Below are 23,900 nucleotides of genomic sequence, written 5' to 3' on the forward strand. Positions count from 1 at the left end.
GCCGGCCAGCAGGGGCGTCAGGCGCCTTCGAGGACCTGGCTGGTGACCCAGGTAAGGTACTTTGCGGCGTTAGCTACTGCGTCCTGCGGGCTGCCGGCGACGTCCAGCAGCTGCGCCGCGGCCACCACGCCGTGACGGGCAAGGTCCTCCGGGGTGACGAGGATCCGGCCGGCCACCACGATCACCGGAATGCCAAGGGCCTGGGCGGCATCGGCGAGGGCGATCGGCGCCTTGCCTGTCAGCGATTGGCTGTCCATGGAGCCTTCTCCGGTGATGACCAAATCGGCCACCGCGAGTTTCGCGTCCAGCCCGGTGAGGCCCGCCACCAGCTCGAAGCCGCCTTCCAGGGCGGCCGTGCTGAAGGCCAGGAACGACGCGGGGAACCCGCCGGCCGCCCCGGCGCCGGGCACGTTGACGTCCCGGCCGGTCGTCTCGCGCAGGACCGAGGCCCAGTTGCGCAGGCCGGCGTCGAGCAGCTCCACCGCATCGGCGTCGGCGCCTTTTTGCGCCCCGAACACGTGTGCCGCGCCGTCGCTGCCGTACAGCGGGTTTTGGACGTCGACGGCTATCCTGAACTTCACCCCGGCCAGCCGCGGGTCGAGGCCGCTGATGTCCACGGTCGCGACGTCGGCGAGCGATCCGCCGCCGAGGGGCACCACGTTGCCGGCGGTGTCCAGCGGCTTGAGCCCGAGGGCGCGGAGGGCGCCGCTGCCGCCGTCGCTCATGGCCGAGCCGCCCACGCCCAGCACGATTTCCGTGGCACCGGCGTCCAGCGCGGCGGCGATCAGCTGGCCGCAGCCATAGCTGTGGGCACGCAGCGCATTGGCCGGTGTGGGCTCCATGTGCGCCAGCCCTGAGGCCTGCGCCGTTTCAATCACCGCGGTGGCCCCGCCGAAGGCGTCCGCCCGGATGGCCCACGCGGCACCGATCGGGGCCAGGATGGGGCCGACGACCGCGTTGAGCCGTTCCTCGTAGCCGGCTGCGACGGCCGCCTCGAGGGTCCCTTCGCCGCCGTCGGCCACCGGAAACTGGATGGCTTCGGCGTCGGGGTAGACCCGCAGGGCGCCTTCGGCAATGGCGGCGGCGGCTTCGACGGCGGTCAGGGAGCCCTTGAACTTGTCCGGGGCGATGAGGATGCGCATGGTTCTATCCTGCCAGTCCCGTGGCGCCGGCGTGCAGCGACGCGGTGCCTAGGCCCAGGTCCCGCGCTCCTGGAGGACCGCCTTGAGCAGGTCCGCGCGGTCCGTGACAATCCCGTCGACGCCAAGGTCCAGCAGGCGGTGCATTTCCGCGGGCTCGTTGACTGTCCACACGTGGACCTGCAGCCCGTGCCGGTGTGCCCGCCGGATGAAGCCGGGCGTCACCACGGGCACGGCGCCGTAGCGGACGGGGACCTGGAGGGCGTTGACTCCGCGCAGTGCCCGGCGCACCACGGCGGACATCAGCGGCGCAGGCAGCACGGGGCCCAGCAGGACGAACACGGCGTTGGACACGATGCCGGCGGAGCTGGCGGCGGGACGGCTCAGCTGCTTCAGCACTGCGCGGCGCCGCCGGTCCGAGAAACTGGCCACCAGCACGCGGTCGTGCAGTCCGTGGCGTTCGATCGCCGACGCCAGGGTGCCCACGGAGTTCCAGTCCTTGACGTCGATATTGAGCCGGACGTCCGGGAAGGCCGCGATCAGCTCATCGAACCGCGGGATCGGTTCGGTCCCGCCGATCCTGGCCAGGGCAACGGTTGAGGCCGGAAGGTCCGCGATTTGGCCCCGGCCCTCCGTGATCCGGTCCAGGGTCTTGTCGTGGAAGAGCACCAACACGCCGTCGGCCGTGGTGTGCACATCCGTCTCCAGATGCCGGAACCCGAGGTCGACGGCGGCGCGGAACGCGGCCATCGAGTTCTCCAGCCCGTCCAGCGAGAAACCCCGGTGGGCCAGCGCCAGCGGCGCCCGGGAGCCGCCCGGGGCCCGGCCMGGGGGCGCCGCCGCCATTGCCGCGAGGGGCGAAGTAGGGGTGCAGGTCAGTCACTCCTGAAGCGTACCCGAGCCTCGATCTGACGGCATGGGGTTGGGCCGGGTTGGCCGGCGGGCTCATCGGGTCCGGTTAACGGGCCTCAGCGGGACGGGGTGTCAGGAGTCTGCTGGCGGATTTCGACGCCGTCGCTGCAGTGGAGCAGCGTGCGTCCGCGGCCGCCGTCGAGGTCGACCCAGACCACGCTGTGGTCCGCCGTCACGGCGTCCACAAGGCCGCCGGTCTCAAAGCCCGGTGCGAGCCGGACGCTGACGCGGTCGCCCTGGCGCAACTGCCTCCAGTGCCGGTCCGGTTCCGCCGGGTGCAGGGGTTGTTCGTCTGTGTTGTTGATGCGGTGCCTGGCCATGATGTCCCCACAATCGGTCAAACGTTTCGTCGCGAGCTTCCAGCCTAGGAGGCAAAGGTGAACACCAGTTGACCGTTTGCTGGGAATCCGGTGTCCGCGGGGAACTGAGCCGGCAGGCGTGGGGACCTGGCCGGGGGCGAGGGCCGGGCCGGGGAACTGAGCCGGGGACGAGGGACGTGTTTTAGGGCAGCCGGACGCCGAGTTCGGCGAGCTTGGACTCGAGGATCTGGGCGACGCCGTCGTCGTCGAAGTGCGGGGCCTGCCGGCCGGCGGCCCGGATGGCTTCCGGGTGGCCGCTGGCCATCGCGTAGCCGTGCCCGGCCCAGCGAAGCATCTCGATGTCGTTGGGCATGTCCCCGAATGCCACCACGTCCGCGGCGCCGATGCCGAGGGACGCCGCATATTCAGCCAGGGCCACGGCCTTGTTCACGCCGGGCAGGGAGAGCTCGAGGAGGGCCATGTTCGGCGCCGAGTGCGTCGCGGCGGCCAGATGGGCGACCGCGGGCGTCACCTCGGCCAGGAACTCGTCGGCGGTCCCTTCGCGGACAATGGCCAGGAACTTCGCCACGGCGTCACCCTCGGCGAGGGTGGTGTGAAGCGGGGCAGGGGTGAATTCCGCGAGCAGTTCGCTCGAGCCGTTTTCGATAAAGCCCGGTTCCAGATGGAAGCCGGTCAGGGTTTCGGCGGCAAACAGCGCGGACGGACGCAGCCGCTTGATGATGCGGCGGACCTCGAACATGGCGTCGAGCTCCAGTGTCCGCGCCGAGAGCAGGCGGTCCGCCTCGAGGTCCCACACGACGGCGCCGTTGGAGCAGATGACCGTTCCGGTGTGCCCCAGCTGGTCCTGCAGGGGGTGGAGCCAGCGCGGCGGCCGTCCGGTGACGAACACCAGTTCCAGCCCCGCGTCGCGGCAGGCGTGGAACGCGCGGACGGTCCGGCCGCTGATTTTGCCGTCATGGCCGAGGATCGTTCCGTCAATGTCACTTGCTACCAGCCGCATAGTGCCAGTCTACGTGCGCCGGGACGGCCGGCCCTCGCGGCCGCATTCGCCGAGGTGTTCGCCGAGACCGCCGGACCGCGTCGGGTTCGCCGGACAATCACGGCGAACTGGAGAGGTTCCGGCGAGCCCGACGGCGACGGCGGCACCGGTGGGGGCGTGCTCAGTGACGTTCGAAGATGCCGGTCAGCGTGCCCCGGCCCAGCGTGTGCCGCGACAGCTTCGCTTCCAGGCTGCCCGGAGCGGTGTGCTCGTTGAGTCCGGACGGTGCGATGTCGAGCGCGTGGACGGTAATGACGTACCGGTGCGGTCCGTGTCCGGGAGGCGGCGCGGCGCCCAGGTAGCCGTGGAACCCGCCGTCGTTCCTCAACTGGATGGCGCCCGGGGGAAGGAGCCGGCCGCCCTCGGCGCCCGCTCCTGCCGGCAGCGAGGTGACGTCGGCGGGGATGTCCAGCACGGCCCAGTGCCAGAATCCGCCGTGGCCCGGGGCGTCGGGGTCGAACATGGTCACTGCGTAGCCCTTGGTGCCGGCCGGGACGCCGCTCCAGCTCAGCTGCGGGGATTCGTCCTGGCCGCCGGCGCGCATTTTGCCGCTGCGCTGGGCAGCCGGGAGCGTCTGGCCGTCCGCGAAGGATTCACTGCGGACGGGGAACACCGGAACATCGTGGCGTGTCATGGCTGCCTTTCGTTCACTGCAGGGGCTGGGCCCCCATTTCCATCCGTACCAGCTCCGCGCGCGTGGGCGGGTTCGCGCCGGCGCGGGACACGGTGACCGCCGCTGCCCGGGAGGCATGGGCGAGGAGATCGCGGAGGCTTTCGGCGGAGAGTTCGCGCAGGCCCTTGCGGTTTTGTGCCCCGTCCAGGCCCAGATCCACCACGGCGGACAGCAGCGCGGCCATGAAGGAATCCCCGGCCCCGACTGTGTCGGCGACGCTGATCTCGGGGGCGGGGAACTGCGCCTCACCTGCGGCGTTGATGCCCCATGGCCCCTTGCTGCCGCGGGTCACCACCACCATTGCCGGCCCTTCGGAGCCGCCCAGCGCCTGCCAGCGGCGGGCCGAGTCCAGTGGGTCAACCCCCGGGTAGAGCCATTCGAGGTCCTCGTCGGAGGCTTTCACAACGTCCGCGAGGCGCACGAACTTTTCGGCCTGCCCGCGGGCGTAGTCCACGTCCGGGATGATGCTGGGACGGCAATTGGGGTCAAAGCTGATGGTGGCGGACGGGTGGGCACGCTCGACGGCGGCAAACACCTCGGCGGCGCCGGGCGCCAGCATGGTGGCGATCGAACCGGTGTGCAGCAGCGTGGTTCCCTGGAGCAGGAACGGCAGGCGCGCCGCGACGCCGGGAAGCTCCCAGGCGAGGTCGAACGTGTAGGTGGCGGCGCCGGCGTCGTCGATCAGGGCGGCGGCCACACTGGTGGGCAGCTCGTCGGGTCCCACCGGGAGCAGCACGGAGCTCGACTTCAGGTGCGCGGCCAGGGCCTCACCATAGGCGTCGCGGCCGTAGCGGCCGATGAACTGGACCGGATGGTCCAGCCGCGCCAGACCCACCGCCACGTTGAGGGGGCTGCCGCCGACATGGGCCTGGACGCCGGAGGACCGCTGGACTACATCAACCAGCCCCTCGCCAATAACTGTGAGCATGACCATACTCTGCCAGAGAATGCGCTCCGGTGCCGTGTGTTGCGCGCACCGCCCGCATCCGACGTGCTGGCGTCATTGCCGGCGATGCCGGGACGCCGGCACTCAAGCCGCGGTGGTGTCCAGCGCGATCCCGGCGGACGCGGCGTGGGCAAACCGGGCGTCGATGTGGACCACGTCCCGGCCTGCCCGCTGCAGGAGGCTGGCGGCGGTCCCGGCACGGTACCCGGAACCGCAGTGCACCCAGAGTTTCCCGGCGGGAATGTCCCCGAGGCGCAGCAACAGCTCGTGCAGCGGCACGTTGACCGCCCCCACCACGCGGGCGGCGGCGAATTCGTCGGCCCGGCGCACGTCCAGCACGGTGTCCTCAGCCGCCCGGCCGGCGAGCACGCCGTCCCAGCCCACGCGCGGGTAGGAGGCAAGGCCGGCCTGCGGGGCGAGGGCGTGCGGCTCGGTTCCGACGGCGGCATCGGGAGATTCGATGCCGATCCGGGAGAGGTCGCGGATGGCGCTCTCAATGTCTTCCCGCGAACCCACCAGGGTCAGCGGTTCGCCCCACGGCAGCACCCAGCCGAGATAGGTGGTGAAACTGGAGCCGGAGCCATACTCAAAACTGACGCTGCCCTTGAGGTGGCTGTTGGCGAACGCCACGCGCCGGCGCAGGTCCACCACCCACTCGCCGTCGTCCAGGCGCCGGGTGAGTTCGGCGGCATCGAGCGATGCCGGAACGGCCAGCTCCGCAGGGCCCGGGCCCCGGACATTGGCCGGGCTCATGTGCGCGTAGTAGGAGGGGTGGTCCGTGAGGTTGGCGATGAGCTGGCGGACGAAGTGGTCCTCATCGGGGTCCGTCAGGGCGTGGTTCGCGGCAAGCTGCTCACCGATGGTGGAGGACCGGGCGCCGCTGGCGGGTCCGGAGGAGCAGAACGAGCCGAATCCGTGGGTAGGGAACAGCGCGGCGTCAGGGCCGGCCTCGGCTGCGAGGCGCCGGACCGAGGCGTACTGGTCGTGGGTCAGGCCAACCGTGTCCGCCTCGGCAACAAGGTCCGTGCGGCCCACCGAGCCGTACAGGAGGCTGCCGCCCGAGAAGACGGCCTGCTTCGCGCCGTCGTCCACGATGAACGACAGGTGGGTATGCGTGTGGCCCGGCGTGGCGACCGCCCTGACCGTAAGCGAGCCCACGCGGACCCTTTGGCCGTCGGCGACGGGAGTGCGCTCGAACCCGACAGCGTCGGCGGCGTTCACGAGGTAGCGGGCGCCGTGGACCCGGGCGAGGATCAGCCCGCCGGTGATGTAGTCATTGTGCAGGTGCGTTTCGGCCACGTGCGTGATGGCTACCCCGGCGTCGCGGGCGGCCGCCTCGATACGGTCCGTGTCGCGCTGCGGGTCGATCGCCAGCGCCACCGAGCCGTCGTGGACCAGGTAGCTGCGGTCCCCGAGCTGCGGGGTCTCGATGACGATGACTTCCATGGTCCCTCCGGTGAGGTCAGCCCCGTTAAGGTCAGCCCCGGTTGACGGGGTGTCCCTCGTCCTGCCACTTCATGATCCCGCCGGTGACGTTGACGGCGTCGTATCCCTGGTCCTCCAGGTAGGTGGCGGCCTGGGCGCTGCGGCCCCCGGCGGCGCACATGACGTAGACAGTGCCGCTGGCCGGAACCTCGGCGAGGGACTGGACAAACCGTGAGAGCGGGATGCTCCGGGCGCCGGGAACGCGGACGGCGACGTATTCGTCTTCCTCACGGACATCGATGATTTCGGTGGCGTCGCCCAGGGCGGCCAGGTCCTTGACGGAAATGCTCTTCATGCCTGTTCCTTTCGCGGGCGCCGGACGGCCCGGCGCGCGTATTCCAGCTCAATCATGATACCCCTTGGGGTATCACGACCCTCCGGACGGCCCCTCCCGCCACACCCCCAAATATAGCCCGTCGGCCTGGCCTGCCAACCTAGTCTGGGCGGTCCTGCTGGTAGACGTCCGGGATGCCGTCGTGGTCCGAGTCGACCTGTTCCGCCTCCTCCGCCCGCCGGTACTGCTGGTTGCGTGTCCGGAGCACCGTGGTGGCGAGGAGCGCGGCGAGCAGGGAGGCCGCGAGGATCCCTACCTTCGCGTGGTCTTCATGCGCAGTGCCCTGGCCGAAGCTCAATTCGGCCAGCAGCAGCGAGACCGTGAAACCGATGCCGGCCAGGACCGAGAGGCCGAAGACGTCGATCCACTTGAAGGACCCGTCCAGGCGCGCCCGCGTGACCTTGGTGATGAGCCAGGTGGTGCCGAGGATCCCGGCCGGCTTCCCGGCAACCAAGGCCACGATGATGCCCACCGCCACGGGGTCCGTCAGGGCGGCGCCGAGGCCCTGCCAGCCGCCTATGACCACCCCGGCGGAAAAGAACGCGAAGACCGGGACGGCGATCCCGGCCGAGATCGGGCGGAACCGGTGTTCGAAAATCTCCGCCAGGCCCGGGCCGGCTTCGGGCCCGCCGCTGGCCTCCGAGCGTTTGACGGGAATGGCAAATCCGAGCAGGACCCCGGCCACGGTGGCGTGGATGCCTGATGCGTGCACGAGTGCCCACGTTGCGAAGCCGAGCGGCAGCAGGATCACCCAGGCTGCCGCTGCGTGCGTGCCGAAGAACCGCCGGTATTTGTGCGCCAGGAACGTGTAGAGGCCCAGCGGGAGCAGGGCCAGCAGCAACGGCTCGGGGTGGAGTTCGCTGGTGTAGAAGATCGCGATGATGGCGATGGCCAGGAGGTCGTCGACGACGGCGAGGGTCAGCAGGAAGATCCGCAGCGCACTGGGAAGGTGGGAACCGATCAGCGCCAGCACCGCGACGGCGAAGGCGATGTCAGTGGCGGTGGGAATGGCCCAGCCGTGCAGTGTCTCGGGACCGGAGAGGTTGATGGCCGCGTAGATGAGTGCCGGAACGGCCACACCGCCCACGGCGGCGGCCACCGGAACCACCGATTTGCTCGGCTGGCGCAGGTCGCCGGCGACAAACTCGCGCTTGAGTTCGAGCCCCACCAGGAAGAAGAAAATGGCCAACAGGCCGTCGGCGGCCCAGGCGCCCAGGCTCAGGTCAAGGTGCCAGGGCGCGTAGCCGACGGTGAAGTCGCGCAGTGCGAAGTAGCTCTCCGAGGCCGGGGAGTTGGCCCAGATGAGGGCCACCATCGCCGCGGCGACCAGCAGCGCGCCGCCCACGGTTTCCTTGCGGAGGATCTCGCCGATCCGCAGGGCCTCGGCGTAGCTGCCCCGGCCGAAAATGGTGAGGCGGGGCGGCGAAGGCGGATGCGGTGAAGGGGGTGTGGGCGAAGGGGGCAGGGCGCTCATGGGATCCTCAAAATGGGGTCGACGGAACAATGCCGACCAGACTTCCCGGCGCACCTGCGCTCCAGTCTATTCGCTTTCGCCGGCCAGCGGATGCCGTCAGGGACGCCGGCAGGCGGGGCGAGGGGGCGGGGCGGGCGGGCCGGCCTGGCGACGCCCGGATTTCAGACCAGCAGCTGCTGCACGAGTTCACGGCATTTCCGGTACGCGGGCGCCTTCGGATCGATGAGCGCAAAGTGGTCGCCGGGAACCTTGAGCAACTGGACGGGCGCGCCGGCAGCCTTGGCCGCGCCGGCATAGGTCTCCGACTGGCTCACGGGGACGGTATCGTCCTCCGTACCGTGAACGGCATATACGGGCACGCCCAGCGGCACCGCGCTCATGGGGTCCGCGAATTTATGCCGTTTGGGATATTTCTCCGACGAGCCGCCCAGGAAGTTGCTGACGGCGCCGTTGCTGAGGTTGAGCCGCTCGGCGGCCGCGAGGTTGAGCACTCCCGACTGACTGACGACGCCGGTGAGCTGCACCGCGCCGTCGTCGTCGCCGCGCCGCATCAACTGGCGGTCCGCGTCCGGGGCTCCGAGCCCGGCGAGCCGGCTGCGTCCCGCCGCCCAGACGGCGAGGTGGCCGCCGGCCGAGTGGCCCAGGGCCACCACGCGGTCCAGTCCCAGCCCGTGCTCGTCGGCGAGTTCACCGAGCTTGTCGATTCCGGCCAGGACGTCGGCGAACGTGTTGGGCCAGCCACCGCCGTTGCCGGCCCGCCGGTACTCCAGGTTCCAGGCTGCCATGCCGTGCGCGGCGAGGTCCTTGGCAAGGGGCTCCCCCAGTTCTGCGCCGTACTGCGAACGCCAGTACCCGCCATGGATCACCACCACCACACCTTTGGGGGCGGCAACCTCCGGGAGGAAGAGCTCCCCCCATTGGCTGGGGTCCTCGCCATATTGGTACTTGTGCCTCTTCACAGCGTCCTCCTTGGGGCCCGGTGAACAGGCGGCGGAGACTGCCCCCAAAGTCACCGCCGCTGCGGCCGCGATCATAGTCCGCCGCCGCATTTCAGCCATGTGCTGAGCCTACCTTGGGCACCAAGCGGCCCCGCGCAGGCCCAGCATGTTGCATGCCGCCTCTGCGGCGCCCCCGCACACCGCCTCATGGCGGCGCCCGGTGCCGGCCGCCTGCGGTCCGGTGCCGCTGGTGCGGAAAATGCCCGCGGGCATGCCCGGCGGTGACCGCCTGCGGGCCGGTGTCGGTGGTGCGCCGTAAGCTGGACCCATGGCGAGCAACTGGGACCGTTTGGACGCGAGCCTGCGCGATTCCGTGCAGGAGAACGTGGAGTTGTACGAGCGGGTCCGGCCTGCCCTGAAGCTGGTCACCCGGGAGGTCCTGCTCACGCTGCGGACCATGCTCAAGGACACCGAAGTCACGCCGTTGTTCGTCACCGGACGCACCAAGACCGTTGAATCCTTCCGCGAGAAGATTTCCCGCATTGAGGAACCGCTGGAGCCGGGCGGGCCACCTGTGCTGAAGTTCCCGGACCCGTTCCGGACCCTGAATGACATGGTGGGAATCCGTGTGATCACGAAGCTGCCGGCGGAAAACGCGGTGGTGGCGAATCTGATCAAGCGCCAGCGCCAGCTCTTTGACTGCCGGGGGGACCGGGAAAAGGACATCGGCTCGATCGAGTCCGGCACATACGGCTACTCCAGCCGGCACCTGATCCTGCGGACCATCCAGAACGAGGCCGTCAAGGACTACCAGCTGGCCTTCAACCCGGACGTCCCGCCGAACGGCAGCTACTTCTTCGAGTGCCAGATCCGGACCGTCTTCGCCCACGCCTGGAGCGAGATCGAGCACGACATCCGCTTCAAGGCCGAGGACCCGCGGGCCTGGACCCCGCACTTCGACCGCCAGTTCACCGCGACGGCCGCCATGCTGGAGACCGTGGAGAGCGCGTTCTCGGACCTGCACGAACGCTACGAGGAGGTCCGCGGCTACTGGGACATGGACGGTGAGGGTGCCGCGCAACTGACGCCCAACCGGATCCGCGACGTCTGGCGGACCCTGCTGCCGCACGTGGACCGGAAGGTTGACGACGACTGGGGCTGGGCCGCGGAGCTCATGGCCGCACACGGCCTCAACCAGACCATGCAGCTCGCCGGGCTGCTTAGCGCCAACAGGATCACCGAAGTCCGCAAGGCCCTGGACCACCGCTACTCACCGGGCCCGGACCGGCTGCTCGATGACCTGCTGCTGTGGCAGTACGGCACCGAACACATCGAGCTCACCGCCGAGCCGGCCGACGCCGTCCCGCACCCCCGGCGCGACAGCCTCCTGCGGCGGCTCAAGCAGATCGAACGGTACCGGCTCACCCAGGGCTAGCGCGCCTGCCTGCAACTGCGGATGCCCGCTGCCTCCACCGATTCTCCCCACCTTTGGACCAGCGACGCCGGGATTCGCCGGCGGTTCGGCCCGACACGCCGGGCGCCGCCCCCAAAAGTGGTGGATTCCAACGCCAACGGAGCGGAGGTTCGATGGGCGCGGACGGCGGGTGCGGCCTACGTGTGGGAGTAGGTGAGGCAATCGGCGTTGTCGACCCCCGGGCCGACGTGAACTTCGGACGCCTTGCACATCAGATGGTCGTTGTGGGTGCACTCGGTACGCTGGCAGGCGCCGACGTCGGCCAGCACCTTGGGGAGCCCGCCGTGCACGCCGATGTCGATGAAGGTCGCGCAGGAGGCGTGATCTGCGGCGCCGCCGACGGTAATGGCGGCCGCGTTGCAGTGCGAGTGGTCATTGAAGGAGCAATTGCTCACGCTGCAGTCGGCTACGTGCGTCGTCATTGGATTTCCTCCAAGCTCCGGCCACCCCGGACGGGCGGCGCCGTAAATCCACCGTAGGCCGCAGCCAGGCAAACAAAAAGACCCAAACGCATGACCTAATACCGGCCCGGACGGGCGCCGGCCAGTTGTCCGTGGGAGTTATGGCTAGTGCCCGGCGCCGAGCCTGCCGGCCAGGCGTTCGCGCATCAGGGCGCTGGCCTGGTTCAGGCCCACGACGTCGACGCTCTTGCCGTGCTGCCGGTACTTCTCCGTGATGGCGTCCAAAGCGGCGATCGTGGAGGCGTCCCACAGGTGGGAATCGCGCATGTCGATGACGACGCGTTCCGGGTCCAGTGCGTACTCGAACTGGGTATAGAGGTCATTGGAGGAGGCGAAGAACAGCTCGCCATTCACGCGATACGTGGCCCGGCCGCCGTCGTCCTCCGTCACGGAGCGCTCGACCGTGACGAAATGGGCCACCCGCCTGGCGAACAGGACCATCGCGACAAGTACGCCGACGCCGACGCCGACTGCCAGGTTGTGCGTGGCAACGGTGACCACCACCGTCGCCGCCATGACCGTGGTTTCGCTCTTGGGCAGGGCCTTGAGGGTGGCCGGGCGGATGCTGTGCCAGTCAAAGGTGGCGACCGAGACGAAAATCATGACGGCCACGAGCGCGGCCATCGGGATGAGGGACACAATGTCTCCGAGGGCCACCACGAGGATGAGCAGGAAAACGCCGGCCAGGAACGTGGAGATCCTGGTGCGGGCGCCGGAGGCCTTGACGTTGATCATGGTCTGGCCGATCATGGCGCAGCCGCCCATGCCGCCGAAGCATCCGGTGACGATGTTTGCCACGCCCTGCCCCCAGGCCTCGCGGGTCTTGGCTGAACGCGTGTCCGTGATGTCATCCACGAGCTTCGCGGTCATGAGGGATTCGAGCAGACCCACGAAGGCCATGGCCAGTGCGAACGGGAAGATGACCTGCAGCGTTTCGAACGTGTTCGGCACGTTGGGAAGGGACAATGAGGGCAGCGAGTCCGGCAGTGCACCCTTGTCCCCCACCGTGGGAACGACGACGGCGGCCGTCACCGTGATGAGCGTCAGGGCCACAATGGCCACGAGGGGTGCGGGGACGGCTTTGGTGAGCCTGGGCAGGCCGAAAACGATCAGCAGGCCCAGCGCGGTGAGCGGGTAGACCAGCCAGGGAACGCCCATCAGCTCGGGCACCTGCGACATGAAGATCAGGATGGCCAGGGCGTTGACGAAGCCCACCATCACCGAGCGCGGGATAAAGCGCATCAGTTTGGCCACGCCGGAGAGGCCCAGGACGATCTGGAAAATACCGGCCAGAATCACCGCCGCCACAAGGTAATCCAGGCCGTGGGACTTCACCAGCGGCGCGGTCACCAGGGCGACGGCACCGGTGGCCGCCGAGATCATCGCCGGGCGCCCGCCGACGAAGGCAATGGTCACCGCCATCGTGAAGGACACGAAGAGCCCGATCCGCGGATCGACACCGGCGATGATCGAGAAGGCGATCGCCTCAGGAATCAGGGCCAGGGCCACGACCAGTCCGCCCAGGACCTCGGTCTTGAGCCGGCGCGGGGACGTCAAGGCGCCCCGGACCGATTGCAGTTGCTCGGGCGTGAAGGCGGAAGCGTCCCCGGCGGTTTTGACGGCCATTGCTGGCTCCGTTCGTGGTCAAGAAGGCACAACGACGCCTTCAGAGTTCAAAGAATGTGGGGGCGCTGCGTCGCACCGGGCAGGGCAGGGAGCTTGCCGTGAGGAGCTCACCCGCTCCTCAAAGCCTACCCAAGTCGCTCCCCCGACGGGCCACTAAAATCTGACATATTTGTCCGACAGGTGGTCACGAAGTGGCCACCCCGTGGACGCCGGTGGCACCATTCTTGGATGCTTGAGGCAACTAAAACTCCGAATACCGCCCGGGACTCGGGCGCTGCCGCCGACGTCCCGGCCAATCCCGCCCTCGCCGCCGAGGCAAAGATTGCCCGCATCGCGGTGACGGTCTTCCCGATCCTGGTGGTGGTGGCCGGGCTCACCGGCTTCCTTCTCCCCGGGGCGTTCAAACCCCTCGCCCCCAGCGTGCCCTTCCTGCTGGGCATCATCATGTTCTGCATGGGCCTGACGCTGACGCCGCCCGATTTCGCCTCGGTGGCCAAGCGCCCCTGGGCTGTGGCCCTGGGAATCGTGGCGCACTACGTCATCATGCCGGGGGCCGGGTGGCTGATCGCCGTCGGCCTCCACCTTGAGCCGGAACTTGCGGTGGGCCTGATCCTGGTGGGCTGCGCGCCGTCGGGCACCGCCTCCAACGTGATGGCGTTCCTCGCCAAGGGCGACGTCGCCCTGTCCGTGGCCGTCGCCTCCGTGTCCACCCTGATCGCCCCGATCGTGACGCCGCTACTGGTGCTGTTCCTGGCCGGCTCGTACCTGAGCATCGACGCCGGCGGCATGGTCCAGGACATCATCAAGACCGTCCTCCTGCCCGTCATCGCCGGCCTGCTGGCCCGCCTCTTCCTCAAGAAGCTCGTGGCCAGGGTCCTGCCGGCGCTGCCGTGGGCCTCCGCCGTCGTGATTTCCCTGATCGTCGCGATTGTGGTGGCCGGCAGCGCCAGCAAGATCGTCGCCGCGGGTGGCATCGTGTTCCTGGCCGTGGTGCTCCACAACGGCTTCGGACTGGGCCTGGGCTACCTGGCCGGCAAGCTGGGGCGCCTGGATGACAAGGCGCGCAGGGCCCTCGCCTTCGAGGTCGGGATGCAGAATTCCGGCCTGGCCGCCACCCTCGCGACGGCTCACTTCGGCGCGCTGGCGGCCCTGCCGTCGGCCGTCTTCTCCCTGTGGCACAACGTCTCCGGCGCGATCGTGGCGGCGTGGCTGGCCCGGCGTCCGATCCGGGAGGCCGCAACCCAGGAATCCGCAACGCAGAAAGCGGCACCGCAGGACGCAGCACCGGAGGCCGCCGCGCTGAAAGCCTAAGGGGTCCTAGCCCCGCAGCTGTTCGAGCAGCAAAGTGACGGCGCGACCGGCCAGGATTTCGGGGGTCTCCGTTCCGGCGGGGACCACATCGTGTCCGTCCCGGGCGGCGAGGCTGCCGGCCCCGGCGTCGTCCGTGATGAGCACTTGGGGCGTGCCGCGGCCGGCGAGCTCTGCCATGGCCCCGGAATCGTCGTCCGTCTCCGGCTCGCTGGCGTGGATCACGCCGTCGGCGCCGCCGGAGAGCATGAACTGCCGCCAACTCCCGCCCAGCAGGATGACCGCCTGGTAGCCGTGCTCCGGCAGGATCCTGGCCAGCACCGCGGCGATGGCCCTGCCCCGGGGCTGCTCGAGGTCCGCGACGGCCACGGCCACCAGCTCCGTCCGGCCCCGGCGCATTCCCTGGGCGGCACGGTTGGCCACATAGCCAAGTTCGCGGACCGCGGCGTGCACCCGGTCCTGGGTGGCCTCGCTGATCCGGGTGGTGCCGCCGGAACGGCCGGAGAGCACGTAGGAGACGGTGGTCAGGGAAACCCCGGCCGTCCGCGCGACATCGCGGATGGTGGGCTTGGATCCAGGCCGCACTGATGACTCCCGGCTGCTTCTCCGCCGGGTCCGCGGCGGCTCATGAAAACGTTGGTTTAGGGCAGACCCCCTGGGTGAACTCTAGCCCGAAGCACCGGGCTCCGGCCCCTGGCGGCCAAGCAGCGCGGCGGGGTTTGCGGTGGGCAGGTCCTTGGTGAATGCCAGTGGCCCGATGGTTTCCGGGTCGGCGGAGAGGTCGAACTGTGCCTCGTAACCGGTGCTCAGGTAGAGGTGTTTCGCCTCCGGCTGGCGCGGGCCCGTGGTCAGGTAGACCTTCCGGTAGCCGCGGCGGCCGGCCAGTGCTTCCAGCTCGGCGAGAACAAACCGCGCCAGTCCGCGGCGCCGATGCGCCGAATGCGTCCAGATCCGCTTGAACTCGGCGGTCTGCTGGCCGTGCCGGCGGAAAACGCCGCCGGCCACGGACTCGCCGTTCTCGCGCACGATCAACAGGGCACCGCCCGGCGCGGCGAATTCCTTGGCAGGGTAGCGGTTGAGTTCCTCCGCGGCGGCTCCCCGGCCGAAGAGGTTGCCGTAGCGGGTGTCGTATTCGAGCGCGAGCTCATCCAGGAGCGGACGGACCCTGGGATCGCTCATGGGAAGGTTCAGGACCGTCAGCCTGGACTTGTCCAAGGTCGGTGCGCCCGCCGACCCGGCGTCAACGGGCGGGGTGTGCAGTGGTGAAGGGGTCATGACGGGTCCTTTCCGGCGGCTGCCTGCGGCACGGCCCGGCTGGCGTCCGCTGGATCGTTGTTGGCCTGGCCGTTGTCCGCTTGAGCGTTGATGGGGTCCGCCAGCAGGTTCAGGATGCGCCGGGCCAGGGCGTCGTTTTCACGGAACGGCGCGGCGTTGCTGCGGGGCCGGGCGAAGGCGCCGGCGCCCCAGCCGGAGGTGCCGGGCCCGACGCCGAACAGCCGCTCGCGCCGCTCGCCCACCGGGCTGAGGAGCTCGTTGCGGGCGGACACGAGGAGCCGTCCGGTCGCGTGCGTGCCGTCGGCGGTCAGGAGCTGCTGCTCCGTGCCGAGCCCGGAGGTGTGCAGCTGGCGCAGCAGCGGGTTCGCGGAACGGGCCACCGACGGCGCCGGGAGCCGGGCCTCGATCAGGGCCGGCGCCGAAACGGTGATCCCGGACTGGGCCGAGCGGGCGACGAACCGGCCCGAGTACTCCGCGGCCTCGATTTCCAGCCCCGGGCCAATGAACTGCAGCAGCCCGGCCCGGTGGATCGCCAGTATTTCCCGCAGCCTGCGCGGCGGCGGCCCGGAGTCGACGAAGCTGAAGAAGCCGTGCCACCAGCCCTGGACCTCCTGCTGCGACCGCGCGTTGAGCCGCTCGGCTGGCACCAGCCGGCCCAGGTCCATGTAGGACCGGAGCAGGGAAGTGAACAGGGCCAGGGTCTCCGAATGGTCCGGTCCGGTGCGCAGCTCAAGGTCGCGGTCAATGTGCGCTGCCACCGCGGCCTGGAAGTCCGCGGGGCCCCCGAAAACGCGGCCGGCGAAGGGATGGTCCAGCCGTTCGAGGTCCAGGTGGAGCCCTGCGTCCGGGACGGACTCGGCGACGAGCCGCAGGCGGTCCTGGCTGTACCAGTCCGCGGCGGCGAACCGTTCGGCGAATTCCTGCCAGCCGATCCGGACCCGCCCGGGGTAGCCGGTGAACAGCTCGCGGTAGTACGCGTAGCCGGCGTCCTTGGCGATCAGGGGCCACAGCTGGGTGCGGAAGTCCAGTTCGCCCGGCGCCTCCAGCAGCGCCGCGACGGCGTCCGCGGTGAAGAACGCCGGATCCCCCGCGGCCTCGCCGCGCAGGGCGGATGTGATCTTGGAGTGGTAGGGCACGCCGCGGCGGGACCCGGCCCACAGCCGCGGCTCGGCTCCGGAGGGCACGTAGCGCAGGGCGCCGTCGGGCAGCTCCTCGAACCTGCCGCCGCGGCCTTCCATGAGCAGGACCAGCAGGTCCACGAAGGCCAGGCCCATCCCGGAGACAATCACGTCCTGGCCGGCGGCGAGGGGTGAATAGTCGACGTCGGTGGTGTAGCTGGGTGCCGCATGGAACGCGCCGTGCCGGGCGGCAAAACCGGCCCAGGCGGCGGACTCCTGGTCCGGCAGCGCATCGGTGTGGCCCAGGGAGGCGATCACGACGTCGGCGTGCAGCACCGCGCCGCCGGCCAGCCGGACGCGGTAGCGTTCCGGACCCCGTTCGGGGTACGGGTGCAGTCCCTGTTCCGGCTCGCGTTGACGTTCACGGTGCACAGGTTCGACGGCGGACGCCGTGTCCCGGTGCACGGTGACGGTGGTGTCCGGTCCGAGGGCGGCGACGGAACGGCGGAAGAACCATTCCAGGTAGACGCTTTGCAGCTGCCGGGTGGGGAAGGTGGCGCCGGTGAGGGCGGCCAGCTGGCGCCGCAGTTCCGGCGGGAGTTCCGGGACATCCGCGATGGACCCGTCCAGGACCCCGGCGGCCCACTCTGCCAGGCCGGGGCCGTCGATCGCGGGTCCCTCGCACTGGACAGAGGCATCCGTGAACATCGTGACGTCCGCCGCGGCGGAGTTGAGCATCAGCCCGGGATGCTGCTCGTAGCGCCAGATCCTGCCGGCGCCCGGGGTGTGCGGCTCCACGACGTGGATCTGGAGCGCGCCGGCGAGCAGCTCCGGCCGGTTGGCGGCGAGGCGTTCCAGCAGCCCGGCCGTGCGCGGGCCGCCGCCGACGAGGACCACGGATGGGGCATTCACTGGCATGACGGTCTCCTGGCTCGGGTGCGGAGCCCTCATGCTAGGCACCCGAATTGGAGCCGGTCGAGGCGTCGTTCACGGCCGTTCACCCCGCGTAACGCGGCGTAAATCGAGGCAAGAATTCGTCGTGTGACGCCGTGCGAACCCGCGTGAACGCATGCAACCTGGCGCCTTGCAGGGCGATTTCGGCGGCCCCTAGATTGGCAGCCAACTACCCCACAGCAACTGGAAGAAGCGAGGTGGCGCATGAGTTCAACAGCAACCCCGGTGGCACAGTCCGCCCCGGAGCCGGCGTCCGCCGGCATCGAATCCGCACCCGAGACCGCACCGGCCGGGGCCGTACCCGGGGCCGCCGGCACCGCCGGCTCCGGTTCGGCGGGCCGCAAGGCCGCAACCGACTACGCCGACTACCGGCTGGTCCCGGCCCGCCACCCGTGGCGCTGGGTGGGCACCGCCGTCGTCGCCGTGGGCGTGGCCGGCATCGCCTGGTCCCTGGCCACCAACCCGCGCTGGGAATGGGACGTGGTGGCGCAATGGTTCACCGCGCAGTCGATTGTGAACGGCCTGCTGGAGACCCTCAAGCTGACGGCGATCTCCGGGGCGCTCGGCTTCATCCTGGGGTTCATCCTGGCCCTGATGCGGCTCTCCGCGTCCCCGCTGCTGGTCTCCGTCTCCTGGACCTTCTCCTGGATCTTCCGGTCCACGCCGCTGCTGGTGCAGATGCTGCTCTGGTACAACCTGGGCTACCTCTACGAGAAAATCAGCCTAGGGCTCCCCTTCACGGACGTGCGCTTCTTCGAGGCGCAGACCACCACCCTGATCAGCCAGTTCGCCGCGGCGGTCCTCGGCCTGACCCTGAACCAGGCCGCCTACTCCGCCGAGATCATCCGCGGCGGCATCCTCTCCGTGGACCAGGGCCAGCTCGAGGCCGCAACCGCCCTGGGCATTCCGGCCTGGCGGCGTTCCACCAGGATCGTCCTGCCCCAGGCCATGCGGGCCATCCTGCCCACGGCCTTCAACGAGGTGATCGGCCTGGTCAAGGGCACCTCGATCGTTTACGTCCTGGCCTATTCCGAGCTGTTCTACACCGTCCAGGTCATCTACAACCGGACCCAGCAGGTCCTGCCGCTGCTGCTCGTGGCCACGCTCTGGTACGTCGCCATCACCTCGGTCCTGAGCGTGTTCCAGTACTACATCGAGCGCCACTACTCCAAGGGCGCCGTCCGCACGCTGCCCCTGACACCGCTGCAGAAGGCCCGCAAATTCCTCGCCATCCATACGCCCGCCACCCGGGAATCAAGCCAGGAAAGGGGCACCCGATGAGCACCGCACTCCGCACAGCCGCCCAAACCCCGTCCGCGGCCACCGCCACAGACGCCGAAACCACCCGCGGCCTGGTCGAGATCACCAAGGTCCGCAAGTCCTTCGGCACCGCGGAAGTCCTCAAGGGCATCACGCTGACGGTCGAGCCCGGCGGTGTCGCCGTAATCGTCGGCCCGTCCGGGTCCGGCAAATCCACCCTCCTGCGCACCATCAACCACCTCGAAAAGGTCGACGCCGGGTTCATCGCGATCGACGGCACGCTGGTGGGCTACGAGGTCCGCGGGCGCCGGCTCCACGAGTTGCGCGAAAAGGAAATCCTGAAGCAGCGCACCGAGATCGGCATGGTGTTCCAGAACTTCAACCTCTTCCCGCACCTGACCGCGCTGGAAAACGTCACCGAGGCACCGATCGTCGCGCCGCGGGCCGGAAAGCCCCGGCTCTCCAAGGCCGAGGCCCGCGAACGCGGGCTGGAACTGCTGGACCGGGTGGGCCTGAAGGACCGCGCCGGCGCCTACCCGCGCCAACTGTCCGGCGGCCAGCAGCAGCGCGTCGCGATCGCCCGGGCTCTTGCCCTGGACCCCAAGATCCTGCTCTTCGACGAGCCCACCTCGGCCCTGGACCCGGAACTGGTCAACGAGGTCCTCGACGTCATCCGCGAGCTGGCCAAGTCCGGCACCACGCTGATCATCGTCACGCATGAGATGGGCTTCGCCCGCGACGTCGCCGACACGGTGGTGTTCATGGACCAGGGCCAGATCGTCGAGCAAGGCACACCCCAGGAGATCTTCACCAACCCGCGCGAAGAACGCACCCGAAGCTTCTTCTCCAAAGTCATCGAACCCGCTTTCAACATCTAAGGAAAACCCCCATGGCATCCAGCTCCGCCCGCCCCAGTACTGGCCCCCGGCGCAAGCCTGCGGCGCTTCCCGCCGTCGTCCTCATCGGCGCCCTTTCCGGCACCATGGCGCTGAGTGCCTGCTCCGATCCCGGCGCGTCCGCGGCCGCCGGCGGACAGCCGGCGACGACGGCGGCGCGCAACGGCGTCGTCTACAACACCTCGCCGGACCAGCAGCGCATCCGGGCCGGGAAGGACGCGGCCCTGGCCGCGAAGGTCCCCGCGCTGATCGGCAAGGACGGCAAGCTGACCGTCGCGACGACGGCGGGCGCCATTCCGCTGTCCTTCCACGCCACGGACGACAAGACCCCGATCGGCGTCGAAGTGGACCTGGCCCAGCTGGTAGCGGACAAGCTGGGCCTGGACCTGGACGTCCAGGTGACCTCCTGGGAGAACTGGCCGCTGAAGACCCAGTCCGGCGACTTCGAGGCCGTGTTCTCCAATGTGGGCATCAACGCCGCCCGCGTGAAGCTCTTCGACTTCTCCAGCTACCGCGCCGCATACATGGGCTTCGAGGCCAAGAAAAACTCCAGCTACAACATCAAGGGTTCCGATGACATCTCCGGGCTGAAGATCTCCGTGGGCTCGGGCACCAACCAGGAGAAGATCCTGATCGCCTGGAACAAGGAGCTCGAGGCCAAGGGCAAAGCGCCCGCAGTGCTGCAGTACTACTCCTCCGACGCCGACACCATCCTGGCCCTGTCCTCCGGCCGCACGGATCTGAACCTCGCGCCCTACCCGTCCGTCACCTACCGGGAAAATACCCGCGAGGACCTCAAGGTGGTGGGCAAGGTCAATGCAGGCTGGCCGTCCGAGACCCTCGTCGCGGCGACCACGCTCAAGGGCAACGGCCTGGCCCCGGCCATCACGGACGCCCTGAACTCCGCGATCAAGGAGGGCTCCTACGCCAAGGTCCTGGACCGCTGGGGACTCTCCGAGGAAGCCCTTCCCGAGTCGAAGACCTTCACTGAGGCCAACTTCGGGACAGCCCCTGCAGGGAAAACACAGTGAGGTTCCAGGTCCTCGACATCATCCCGCACCTGAAGAACCCGGTCACCGGGGAGATCGTCTCCACCGCAGACCGGCTCAACCAGGTGGTGGAGACCGCGCGCCGGGCAGAGGAACTCGGCTACGACAGCTTCTCGGTGGGCGAACGCCACGCGGGCGAGTTCATTTCCTCCTCCCCCACCACGGTGCTCGCCGCCATCGCCGCCGTCACTACGAGGATCCGGCTGCAGAGCGGCGTGACGGTGCTGTCCGTGCTGGACCCGGTGCGGGTCGCGGAGGACTACGCCACGATTGACCAGTTGAGCCGCGGGCGGCTGGAACTGGTGATCGGCAAGGGCAATGAGGTGCTGCAGTATCCGCTGTTCGGCCTGGACCTGGTGGACCAGTGGGAGCTCCTCGCGGAGAAATACGCCCTGCTCCGCCGGCTCTGGTCCGAGGAAAACGTCACGTGGTCCGGGAGGTTCCGCACCGCGCTGACAGAGCCCACCACCACCACGCCGCGGCCGTTCGCCGGGGCGCCGCGGGTCTGGCACGGTTCCGCCACCAGCCTGGCCTCGGCGGCACTGGCGGCGCAGTGGGGCGATCCACTGTTTACGGCCAACGCGATCCAGCCGCGGGAAAACTACAAGGTGCTCATTGACCACTTCCGCGAGGAATACGACCGCCACGGCCACGATCCCCGGCACCAGTACCTGGGCTCCGGATCGGGCGCGGGCGGGGTGTTCATCGCGGACACCACGCAGGAGGCCAAGCAGCAGTTCGGCCCGGTCTACGAGGCCCTCACGACCGGCCGGAACGTTCCCGGCAACAACTCCCCCTACCGAGACATCGACCACGCCGTCGCTGACGGCCCGGCCCTGGTGGGCAGCCCGGAGCAGGTGATCGACAAGATCCTCAGCTACCACGCGCTCTACGGCCACGACCTGCAGTCCATCTCCCTGCCCACCACGCTGCCCTTCGCCCAGCAGCTGGAAATCCTGGAGCGCTTCGCCTTGGAAGTCATTCCGGCCGTCCGCGCCGCCGCGCCCACCACGCTCTGGGCCGACGGCGACCCGTACGCCGGCCGGCCGGAGGCCGCCGGTTCCACTGAACCCGACGCCGCTGCCCGTGTCACAGCCGACCACAACCACCACAGGAGCTCCTATGTCCGCACCCACTGAAACGTCCACGAACGCTGGCCGCACCCCGGGCACCGGCGTTCCGGCCCACCGGACCAGTCCCGACCGCCGCCCCGAACGGGAATTCGAAGCCGCCTGGGCGGACTGGCATGCGGCGCACGAACGCCACCGCGCAGACCCCCACGGCTTCCTCGCCGTCACCCACCTGCACTGGCTGGATTCCTTACCCGCCCGGCTGGACGGCGCGCCGGGCATCTGGAGCGTCGAGGACGACGTCGTCCGCCTGGCTTTGGGGGCAGGCGAACGCGTCCTTCGCGACGGGCAGGAACTGAACCCGGACGGGACCGGAGCCGCCGTGTTCCTCGGCCCGATCCCCGAACGCGAAGGCCTGAACCTGCGGGTCGAGGACGCCGGCGCCGGCCATACCGTGATCGAGCTCGCCAAGCGCGGCGGCCGCTACGTCGTGCGGCCGCGGCATCCCCTGAACCCGCTGCTCACCGGCTACCGCGGCACCCCCGCCTACGCCCCCAGCACCGAATATGCAATTTCGGGAATATTCGTGCCGTTCGCCGAACCGCGGCCCACGACGGTGGGAGCGGCCGTCGAAGGAATCCACCACGTCTACGAGGCCCCGGGGGAAATCCGCTTCCGGCTCCGCGGTGAGGACCTGAGCCTCACCGCGTTCAACGGCCACGCTCCGGGCACGCTGTCGGTGCTTTTCACGGACGCGACGTCGGGCAAGAGCACCTACGCGGCCAACCGCTCGCTCACCGTGGCGGCTCCGGGCCCCGACGGCACGGTCCGGCTCGACTTCAACCGGGCGGTGAACCTGCCGTGCGCCTACACGGACCTCGCCACGTGCCCGCTGCCGCCGGCGGAGAACCGTCTGCCGGTGGCCATCGAGGCCGGCGAACAGATCCCCTACGAACGACAGGACGCATCATGAGCAGCCATCCCGCCCAGGACGGGCCACTGGGACACGGCATCCTTCTGCTGGAGCTCGACGGCGCCGGCAGCCATCCGGCCGCGTGGCGGGTTTCCCGCACAGCACCGGCAGCCGTTCTGGGCCCGGAACACCTCCGCGGTGCCGTGCTCGCCGCCGAGTCCGCCGGGTTTCACGCGGTGACGTTTTCCGACCCCGGACACCCGGACGCCGGGCACCCGGACGCCGCGGCCCGGCTCAACGCCCTGCAGCGCGCCGCGTTCGCCGGCCCCGTGACCCGCTCACTCGCACTGATTCCGGAAGTGGACACCGTCTATACCGAGCCATTTCACATCGCAACCCAGCTGGCCAGCCTGGACTACGTCTCCGGCGGACGGGCCGGCTGGCTGGTAGCCGCTTCATCAAGCGCGGCCGATGCCGCCGCCGTCGGACGCGACACCGTGCGCGGGGACCGGCTTTCCCGTGAGGCCGCCGATTCGATCGAGGTCAGCCGCAGGCTCTGGGACTCCTGGGAGGACGAAGCCGTGATCCGCGACGTCCCCACCGGGCGCTACCTCGACGTCGACAAGCTGCATTACATCGACGTCGACAACGGCAGCTATTCAGTCAAGGGTCCGTCGATCATTCCGCGGCCGCCCCAGGGCCAGCTGCCTGTCCTGGCCCCGGCCGGGCTCCTCCCCGCGGAGGCCATCGCGGCCGGGGCAGCCGATGCACTCCTGGTCTCGGCCCCGACGCCCGGGCTCCTGGCCGCCGAGCTCGCGGCGACGCACGCAGGACTCACCGCCGGCGGCAATGGGCCTGCGCTGATCGCCGAGCTCGACGTCGTGCTGGACTCCCGCGGCCAGGCCGCCGCTGAGCAGCTGGCCGGGCTGAACGGCCACACGCCGTGGCAGAGCCCGCGCGCACAGTTCATCGGCTCGGCGGCCGGGCTTACCGATCTGCTCACCGAGGTGCTGGCCTGGGCCGAAGGGGTCCGCCTGCACCCCGCGGTGCTGGACACGGATCTTGAGGAACTGACGCGGCTGGTGCTGCCCGAACTGCGCCGGCGCGGGGTCCTCGCCCCCACCAGCCCGGACGCCACATTCCGCGATCGGCTGGGGCTGGCGCGGCCAGCCAGCCGATATGCCGCCATAACCTCCGGAACAACTGCCCCCGGCGCGGAAAACTAAGGAGCCCACC

Annotated in this window: 23 protein-coding genes; 8 read left to right on the forward strand and 15 right to left on the reverse strand. The window is 69.6% G+C overall.

Going from position 1 to position 23,900, the window contains the following annotated elements; translation table 11 throughout:
- Window positions 1–17 precede the first annotated feature (17 nt).
- The 10 genes from AC1DXI_RS05115 to AC1DXI_RS05160 all read right to left on the reverse strand — a co-directional run bounded on the left by AC1DXI_RS05115 (window position 18) and on the right by AC1DXI_RS05160 (window position 9,281).
- Complete coding sequence (locus tag AC1DXI_RS05115; RefSeq protein WP_476937708.1) at window positions 18–1,142, reverse strand: glycerate kinase; 1,125 nt, start codon at window positions 1,140–1,142, stop codon at window positions 18–20.
- Window positions 1,143–1,190: 48 nt separating this feature from the next.
- Window positions 1,191–1,985: a glycerophosphodiester phosphodiesterase family protein gene (locus AC1DXI_RS05120; protein ID WP_476937709.1), complete on the reverse strand. Its 795-nt coding sequence runs from the start codon at window positions 1,983–1,985 to the stop codon at window positions 1,191–1,193.
- A gap of 122 nt (window positions 1,986–2,107) precedes the next feature.
- Window positions 2,108–2,371: a hypothetical protein gene (locus tag AC1DXI_RS05125; protein WP_018774969.1), complete on the reverse strand. Its 264-nt coding sequence runs from the start codon at window positions 2,369–2,371 to the stop codon at window positions 2,108–2,110.
- 181 nt (window positions 2,372–2,552) lie between these two features.
- The gene (locus AC1DXI_RS05130; RefSeq protein WP_476937710.1) at window positions 2,553–3,371 is read right to left on the reverse strand and encodes an HAD family hydrolase; all 819 of its coding nucleotides are present in this window, start codon (window positions 3,369–3,371) and stop codon (window positions 2,553–2,555) included.
- A 160-nt stretch (window positions 3,372–3,531) separates the two neighbouring features.
- Window positions 3,532–4,044 carry a YbhB/YbcL family Raf kinase inhibitor-like protein gene (locus AC1DXI_RS05135; protein ID WP_476937711.1) on the reverse strand — a complete coding sequence of 171 codons (513 nt, stop codon included), beginning with the start codon at window positions 4,042–4,044 and terminating at the stop codon, window positions 3,532–3,534.
- 13 nt (window positions 4,045–4,057) lie between these two features.
- Entirely contained in the window at window positions 4,058–5,011 is a 954-nt protein-coding gene (locus AC1DXI_RS05140) for a carbohydrate kinase family protein (protein WP_476937712.1), read from the reverse strand.
- A gap of 102 nt (window positions 5,012–5,113) precedes the next feature.
- Window positions 5,114–6,475, reverse strand: coding sequence for an MBL fold metallo-hydrolase (locus AC1DXI_RS05145; protein WP_476937713.1), 1,362 nt, complete (start codon window positions 6,473–6,475; stop codon window positions 5,114–5,116).
- A gap of 31 nt (window positions 6,476–6,506) precedes the next feature.
- Window positions 6,507–6,809 (reverse strand): rhodanese-like domain-containing protein, encoded by a 303-nt coding sequence (locus AC1DXI_RS05150; RefSeq protein WP_018774974.1) that lies wholly within the window; start codon window positions 6,807–6,809, stop codon window positions 6,507–6,509.
- Window positions 6,810–6,948: 139 nt separating this feature from the next.
- Window positions 6,949–8,322, reverse strand: coding sequence for a Na+/H+ antiporter NhaA (gene nhaA / locus AC1DXI_RS05155; RefSeq protein WP_476937714.1), 1,374 nt, complete (start codon window positions 8,320–8,322; stop codon window positions 6,949–6,951).
- A gap of 161 nt (window positions 8,323–8,483) precedes the next feature.
- Window positions 8,484–9,281, reverse strand: a complete 798-nt coding sequence (locus AC1DXI_RS05160; RefSeq protein WP_026539543.1) for an alpha/beta hydrolase — start codon at window positions 9,279–9,281, stop codon at window positions 8,484–8,486.
- Window positions 9,282–9,588: 307 nt separating this feature from the next.
- On the opposite strand from AC1DXI_RS05160, the gene AC1DXI_RS05165 reads away from it, so the two are divergent.
- On the forward strand, window positions 9,589–10,695 hold the full coding sequence (locus tag AC1DXI_RS05165) for a GTP pyrophosphokinase (RefSeq protein WP_476937715.1): 1,107 nt from the start codon (window positions 9,589–9,591) through the stop codon (window positions 10,693–10,695).
- Window positions 10,696–10,871: 176 nt separating this feature from the next.
- Here the strand turns inward: AC1DXI_RS05165 and AC1DXI_RS05170 are convergent, their stop codons facing one another.
- Together AC1DXI_RS05170 and AC1DXI_RS05175 are read right to left on the reverse strand one after the other, a co-directional pair.
- Window positions 10,872–11,156, reverse strand: coding sequence for a DUF1540 domain-containing protein (locus AC1DXI_RS05170; protein ID WP_476937716.1), 285 nt, complete (start codon window positions 11,154–11,156; stop codon window positions 10,872–10,874).
- 144 nt (window positions 11,157–11,300) lie between these two features.
- The gene (locus AC1DXI_RS05175) at window positions 11,301–12,821 is read right to left on the reverse strand and encodes a SulP family inorganic anion transporter (RefSeq protein ID WP_476937717.1); all 1,521 of its coding nucleotides are present in this window, start codon (window positions 12,819–12,821) and stop codon (window positions 11,301–11,303) included.
- 228 nt (window positions 12,822–13,049) lie between these two features.
- Between AC1DXI_RS05175 and AC1DXI_RS05180 the strand changes: the two genes are divergently transcribed.
- Window positions 13,050–14,132 carry a bile acid:sodium symporter family protein gene (locus AC1DXI_RS05180; RefSeq protein ID WP_476937718.1) on the forward strand — a complete coding sequence of 361 codons (1,083 nt, stop codon included), beginning with the start codon at window positions 13,050–13,052 and terminating at the stop codon, window positions 14,130–14,132.
- Window positions 14,133–14,138: 6 nt separating this feature from the next.
- On the opposite strand, the gene AC1DXI_RS05185 is transcribed toward AC1DXI_RS05180, so the two are convergent.
- The 3 genes from AC1DXI_RS05185 to AC1DXI_RS05195 all read right to left on the reverse strand — a co-directional run bounded on the left by AC1DXI_RS05185 (window position 14,139) and on the right by AC1DXI_RS05195 (window position 17,440).
- Window positions 14,139–14,714: a LacI family DNA-binding transcriptional regulator gene (locus AC1DXI_RS05185; protein ID WP_476937719.1), complete on the reverse strand. Its 576-nt coding sequence runs from the start codon at window positions 14,712–14,714 to the stop codon at window positions 14,139–14,141.
- 81 nt (window positions 14,715–14,795) lie between these two features.
- Complete coding sequence (locus AC1DXI_RS05190; RefSeq protein WP_476937720.1) at window positions 14,796–15,404, reverse strand: GNAT family N-acetyltransferase; 609 nt, start codon at window positions 15,402–15,404, stop codon at window positions 14,796–14,798.
- Window positions 15,401–17,440, reverse strand: coding sequence for an FAD/NAD(P)-binding protein (locus AC1DXI_RS05195; protein WP_476937721.1), 2,040 nt, complete (start codon window positions 17,438–17,440; stop codon window positions 15,401–15,403). Before AC1DXI_RS05195 ends, AC1DXI_RS05190 begins: the two co-directional genes overlap by 4 nt.
- A 240-nt stretch (window positions 17,441–17,680) precedes the next feature.
- Between AC1DXI_RS05195 and AC1DXI_RS05200 the strand changes: the two genes are divergently transcribed.
- The 6 genes from AC1DXI_RS05200 to AC1DXI_RS05225 are packed head-to-tail and all read left to right on the forward strand — an operon-like array spanning window position 17,681 to window position 23,890.
- On the forward strand, window positions 17,681–18,757 hold the full coding sequence (locus AC1DXI_RS05200; protein WP_476937722.1) for an amino acid ABC transporter permease: 1,077 nt from the start codon (window positions 17,681–17,683) through the stop codon (window positions 18,755–18,757).
- Complete coding sequence (locus tag AC1DXI_RS05205; protein WP_476937723.1) at window positions 18,754–19,614, forward strand: amino acid ABC transporter ATP-binding protein; 861 nt, start codon at window positions 18,754–18,756, stop codon at window positions 19,612–19,614. The genes AC1DXI_RS05200 and AC1DXI_RS05205 overlap by 4 nt, the downstream gene beginning before the upstream one ends.
- 11 nt (window positions 19,615–19,625) lie before the next feature.
- Window positions 19,626–20,663 carry an ABC transporter substrate-binding protein gene (locus tag AC1DXI_RS05210; protein ID WP_476937724.1) on the forward strand — a complete coding sequence of 346 codons (1,038 nt, stop codon included), beginning with the start codon at window positions 19,626–19,628 and terminating at the stop codon, window positions 20,661–20,663.
- Window positions 20,660–21,820: an LLM class flavin-dependent oxidoreductase gene (locus tag AC1DXI_RS05215; RefSeq protein ID WP_476937725.1), complete on the forward strand. Its 1,161-nt coding sequence runs from the start codon at window positions 20,660–20,662 to the stop codon at window positions 21,818–21,820. Before AC1DXI_RS05210 ends, AC1DXI_RS05215 begins: the two co-directional genes overlap by 4 nt.
- Window positions 21,804–22,724, forward strand: a complete 921-nt coding sequence (locus AC1DXI_RS05220) for a DUF1684 domain-containing protein (RefSeq protein ID WP_476937726.1) — start codon at window positions 21,804–21,806, stop codon at window positions 22,722–22,724. The genes AC1DXI_RS05215 and AC1DXI_RS05220 overlap by 17 nt, the downstream gene beginning before the upstream one ends.
- The gene (locus tag AC1DXI_RS05225) at window positions 22,721–23,890 is read left to right on the forward strand and encodes an LLM class flavin-dependent oxidoreductase (RefSeq protein ID WP_476937727.1); all 1,170 of its coding nucleotides are present in this window, start codon (window positions 22,721–22,723) and stop codon (window positions 23,888–23,890) included. Before AC1DXI_RS05220 ends, AC1DXI_RS05225 begins: the two co-directional genes overlap by 4 nt.
- Window positions 23,891–23,900: the final 10 nt, after the last annotated feature.

It is taken from the genome of Arthrobacter sp. P1_H7 (assembly GCF_056405215.1).

Bases quoted from the DNA above. Each gene is read 5' to 3' on its own strand.
- AC1DXI_RS05150 (WP_018774974.1), bottom strand. From the start codon at position 6,809: ATGAAGAGCATTTCCGTCAAGGACCTGGCCGCCCTGGGCGACGCCACC.
- AC1DXI_RS05135 (WP_476937711.1), bottom strand. From the start codon at position 4,044: ATGACACGCCACGATGTTCCGGTGTTCCCCGTCCGCAGTGAATCCTTC.
- AC1DXI_RS05205 (WP_476937723.1), top strand. From the start codon at position 18,754: ATGAGCACCGCACTCCGCACAGCCGCCCAAACCCCGTCCGCGGCCACC.
- AC1DXI_RS05200 (WP_476937722.1), top strand. From the start codon at position 17,681: ATGAGTTCAACAGCAACCCCGGTGGCACAGTCCGCCCCGGAGCCGGCG.
- AC1DXI_RS05165 (WP_476937715.1), top strand. From the start codon at position 9,589: ATGGCGAGCAACTGGGACCGTTTGGACGCGAGCCTGCGCGATTCCGTG.
- AC1DXI_RS05170 (WP_476937716.1), bottom strand. From the start codon at position 11,156: ATGACGACGCACGTAGCCGACTGCAGCGTGAGCAATTGCTCCTTCAAT.
- AC1DXI_RS05195 (WP_476937721.1), bottom strand. From the start codon at position 17,440: ATGCCAGTGAATGCCCCATCCGTGGTCCTCGTCGGCGGCGGCCCGCGC.
- AC1DXI_RS05115 (WP_476937708.1), bottom strand. From the start codon at position 1,142: ATGCGCATCCTCATCGCCCCGGACAAGTTCAAGGGCTCCCTGACCGCC.
- AC1DXI_RS05210 (WP_476937724.1), top strand. From the start codon at position 19,626: ATGGCATCCAGCTCCGCCCGCCCCAGTACTGGCCCCCGGCGCAAGCCT.
- AC1DXI_RS05180 (WP_476937718.1), top strand. From the start codon at position 13,050: ATGCTTGAGGCAACTAAAACTCCGAATACCGCCCGGGACTCGGGCGCT.
- AC1DXI_RS05140 (WP_476937712.1), bottom strand. From the start codon at position 5,011: ATGCTCACAGTTATTGGCGAGGGGCTGGTTGATGTAGTCCAGCGGTCC.
- AC1DXI_RS05175 (WP_476937717.1), bottom strand. From the start codon at position 12,821: ATGGCCGTCAAAACCGCCGGGGACGCTTCCGCCTTCACGCCCGAGCAA.
- AC1DXI_RS05125 (WP_018774969.1), bottom strand. From the start codon at position 2,371: ATGGCCAGGCACCGCATCAACAACACAGACGAACAACCCCTGCACCCG.
- AC1DXI_RS05225 (WP_476937727.1), top strand. From the start codon at position 22,721: ATGAGCAGCCATCCCGCCCAGGACGGGCCACTGGGACACGGCATCCTT.
- AC1DXI_RS05130 (WP_476937710.1), bottom strand. From the start codon at position 3,371: ATGCGGCTGGTAGCAAGTGACATTGACGGAACGATCCTCGGCCATGAC.
- AC1DXI_RS05220 (WP_476937726.1), top strand. From the start codon at position 21,804: ATGTCCGCACCCACTGAAACGTCCACGAACGCTGGCCGCACCCCGGGC.
- nhaA (WP_476937714.1), bottom strand. From the start codon at position 8,322: ATGAGCGCCCTGCCCCCTTCGCCCACACCCCCTTCACCGCATCCGCCT.
- AC1DXI_RS05190 (WP_476937720.1), bottom strand. From the start codon at position 15,404: ATGACCCCTTCACCACTGCACACCCCGCCCGTTGACGCCGGGTCGGCG.
- AC1DXI_RS05145 (WP_476937713.1), bottom strand. From the start codon at position 6,475: ATGGAAGTCATCGTCATCGAGACCCCGCAGCTCGGGGACCGCAGCTAC.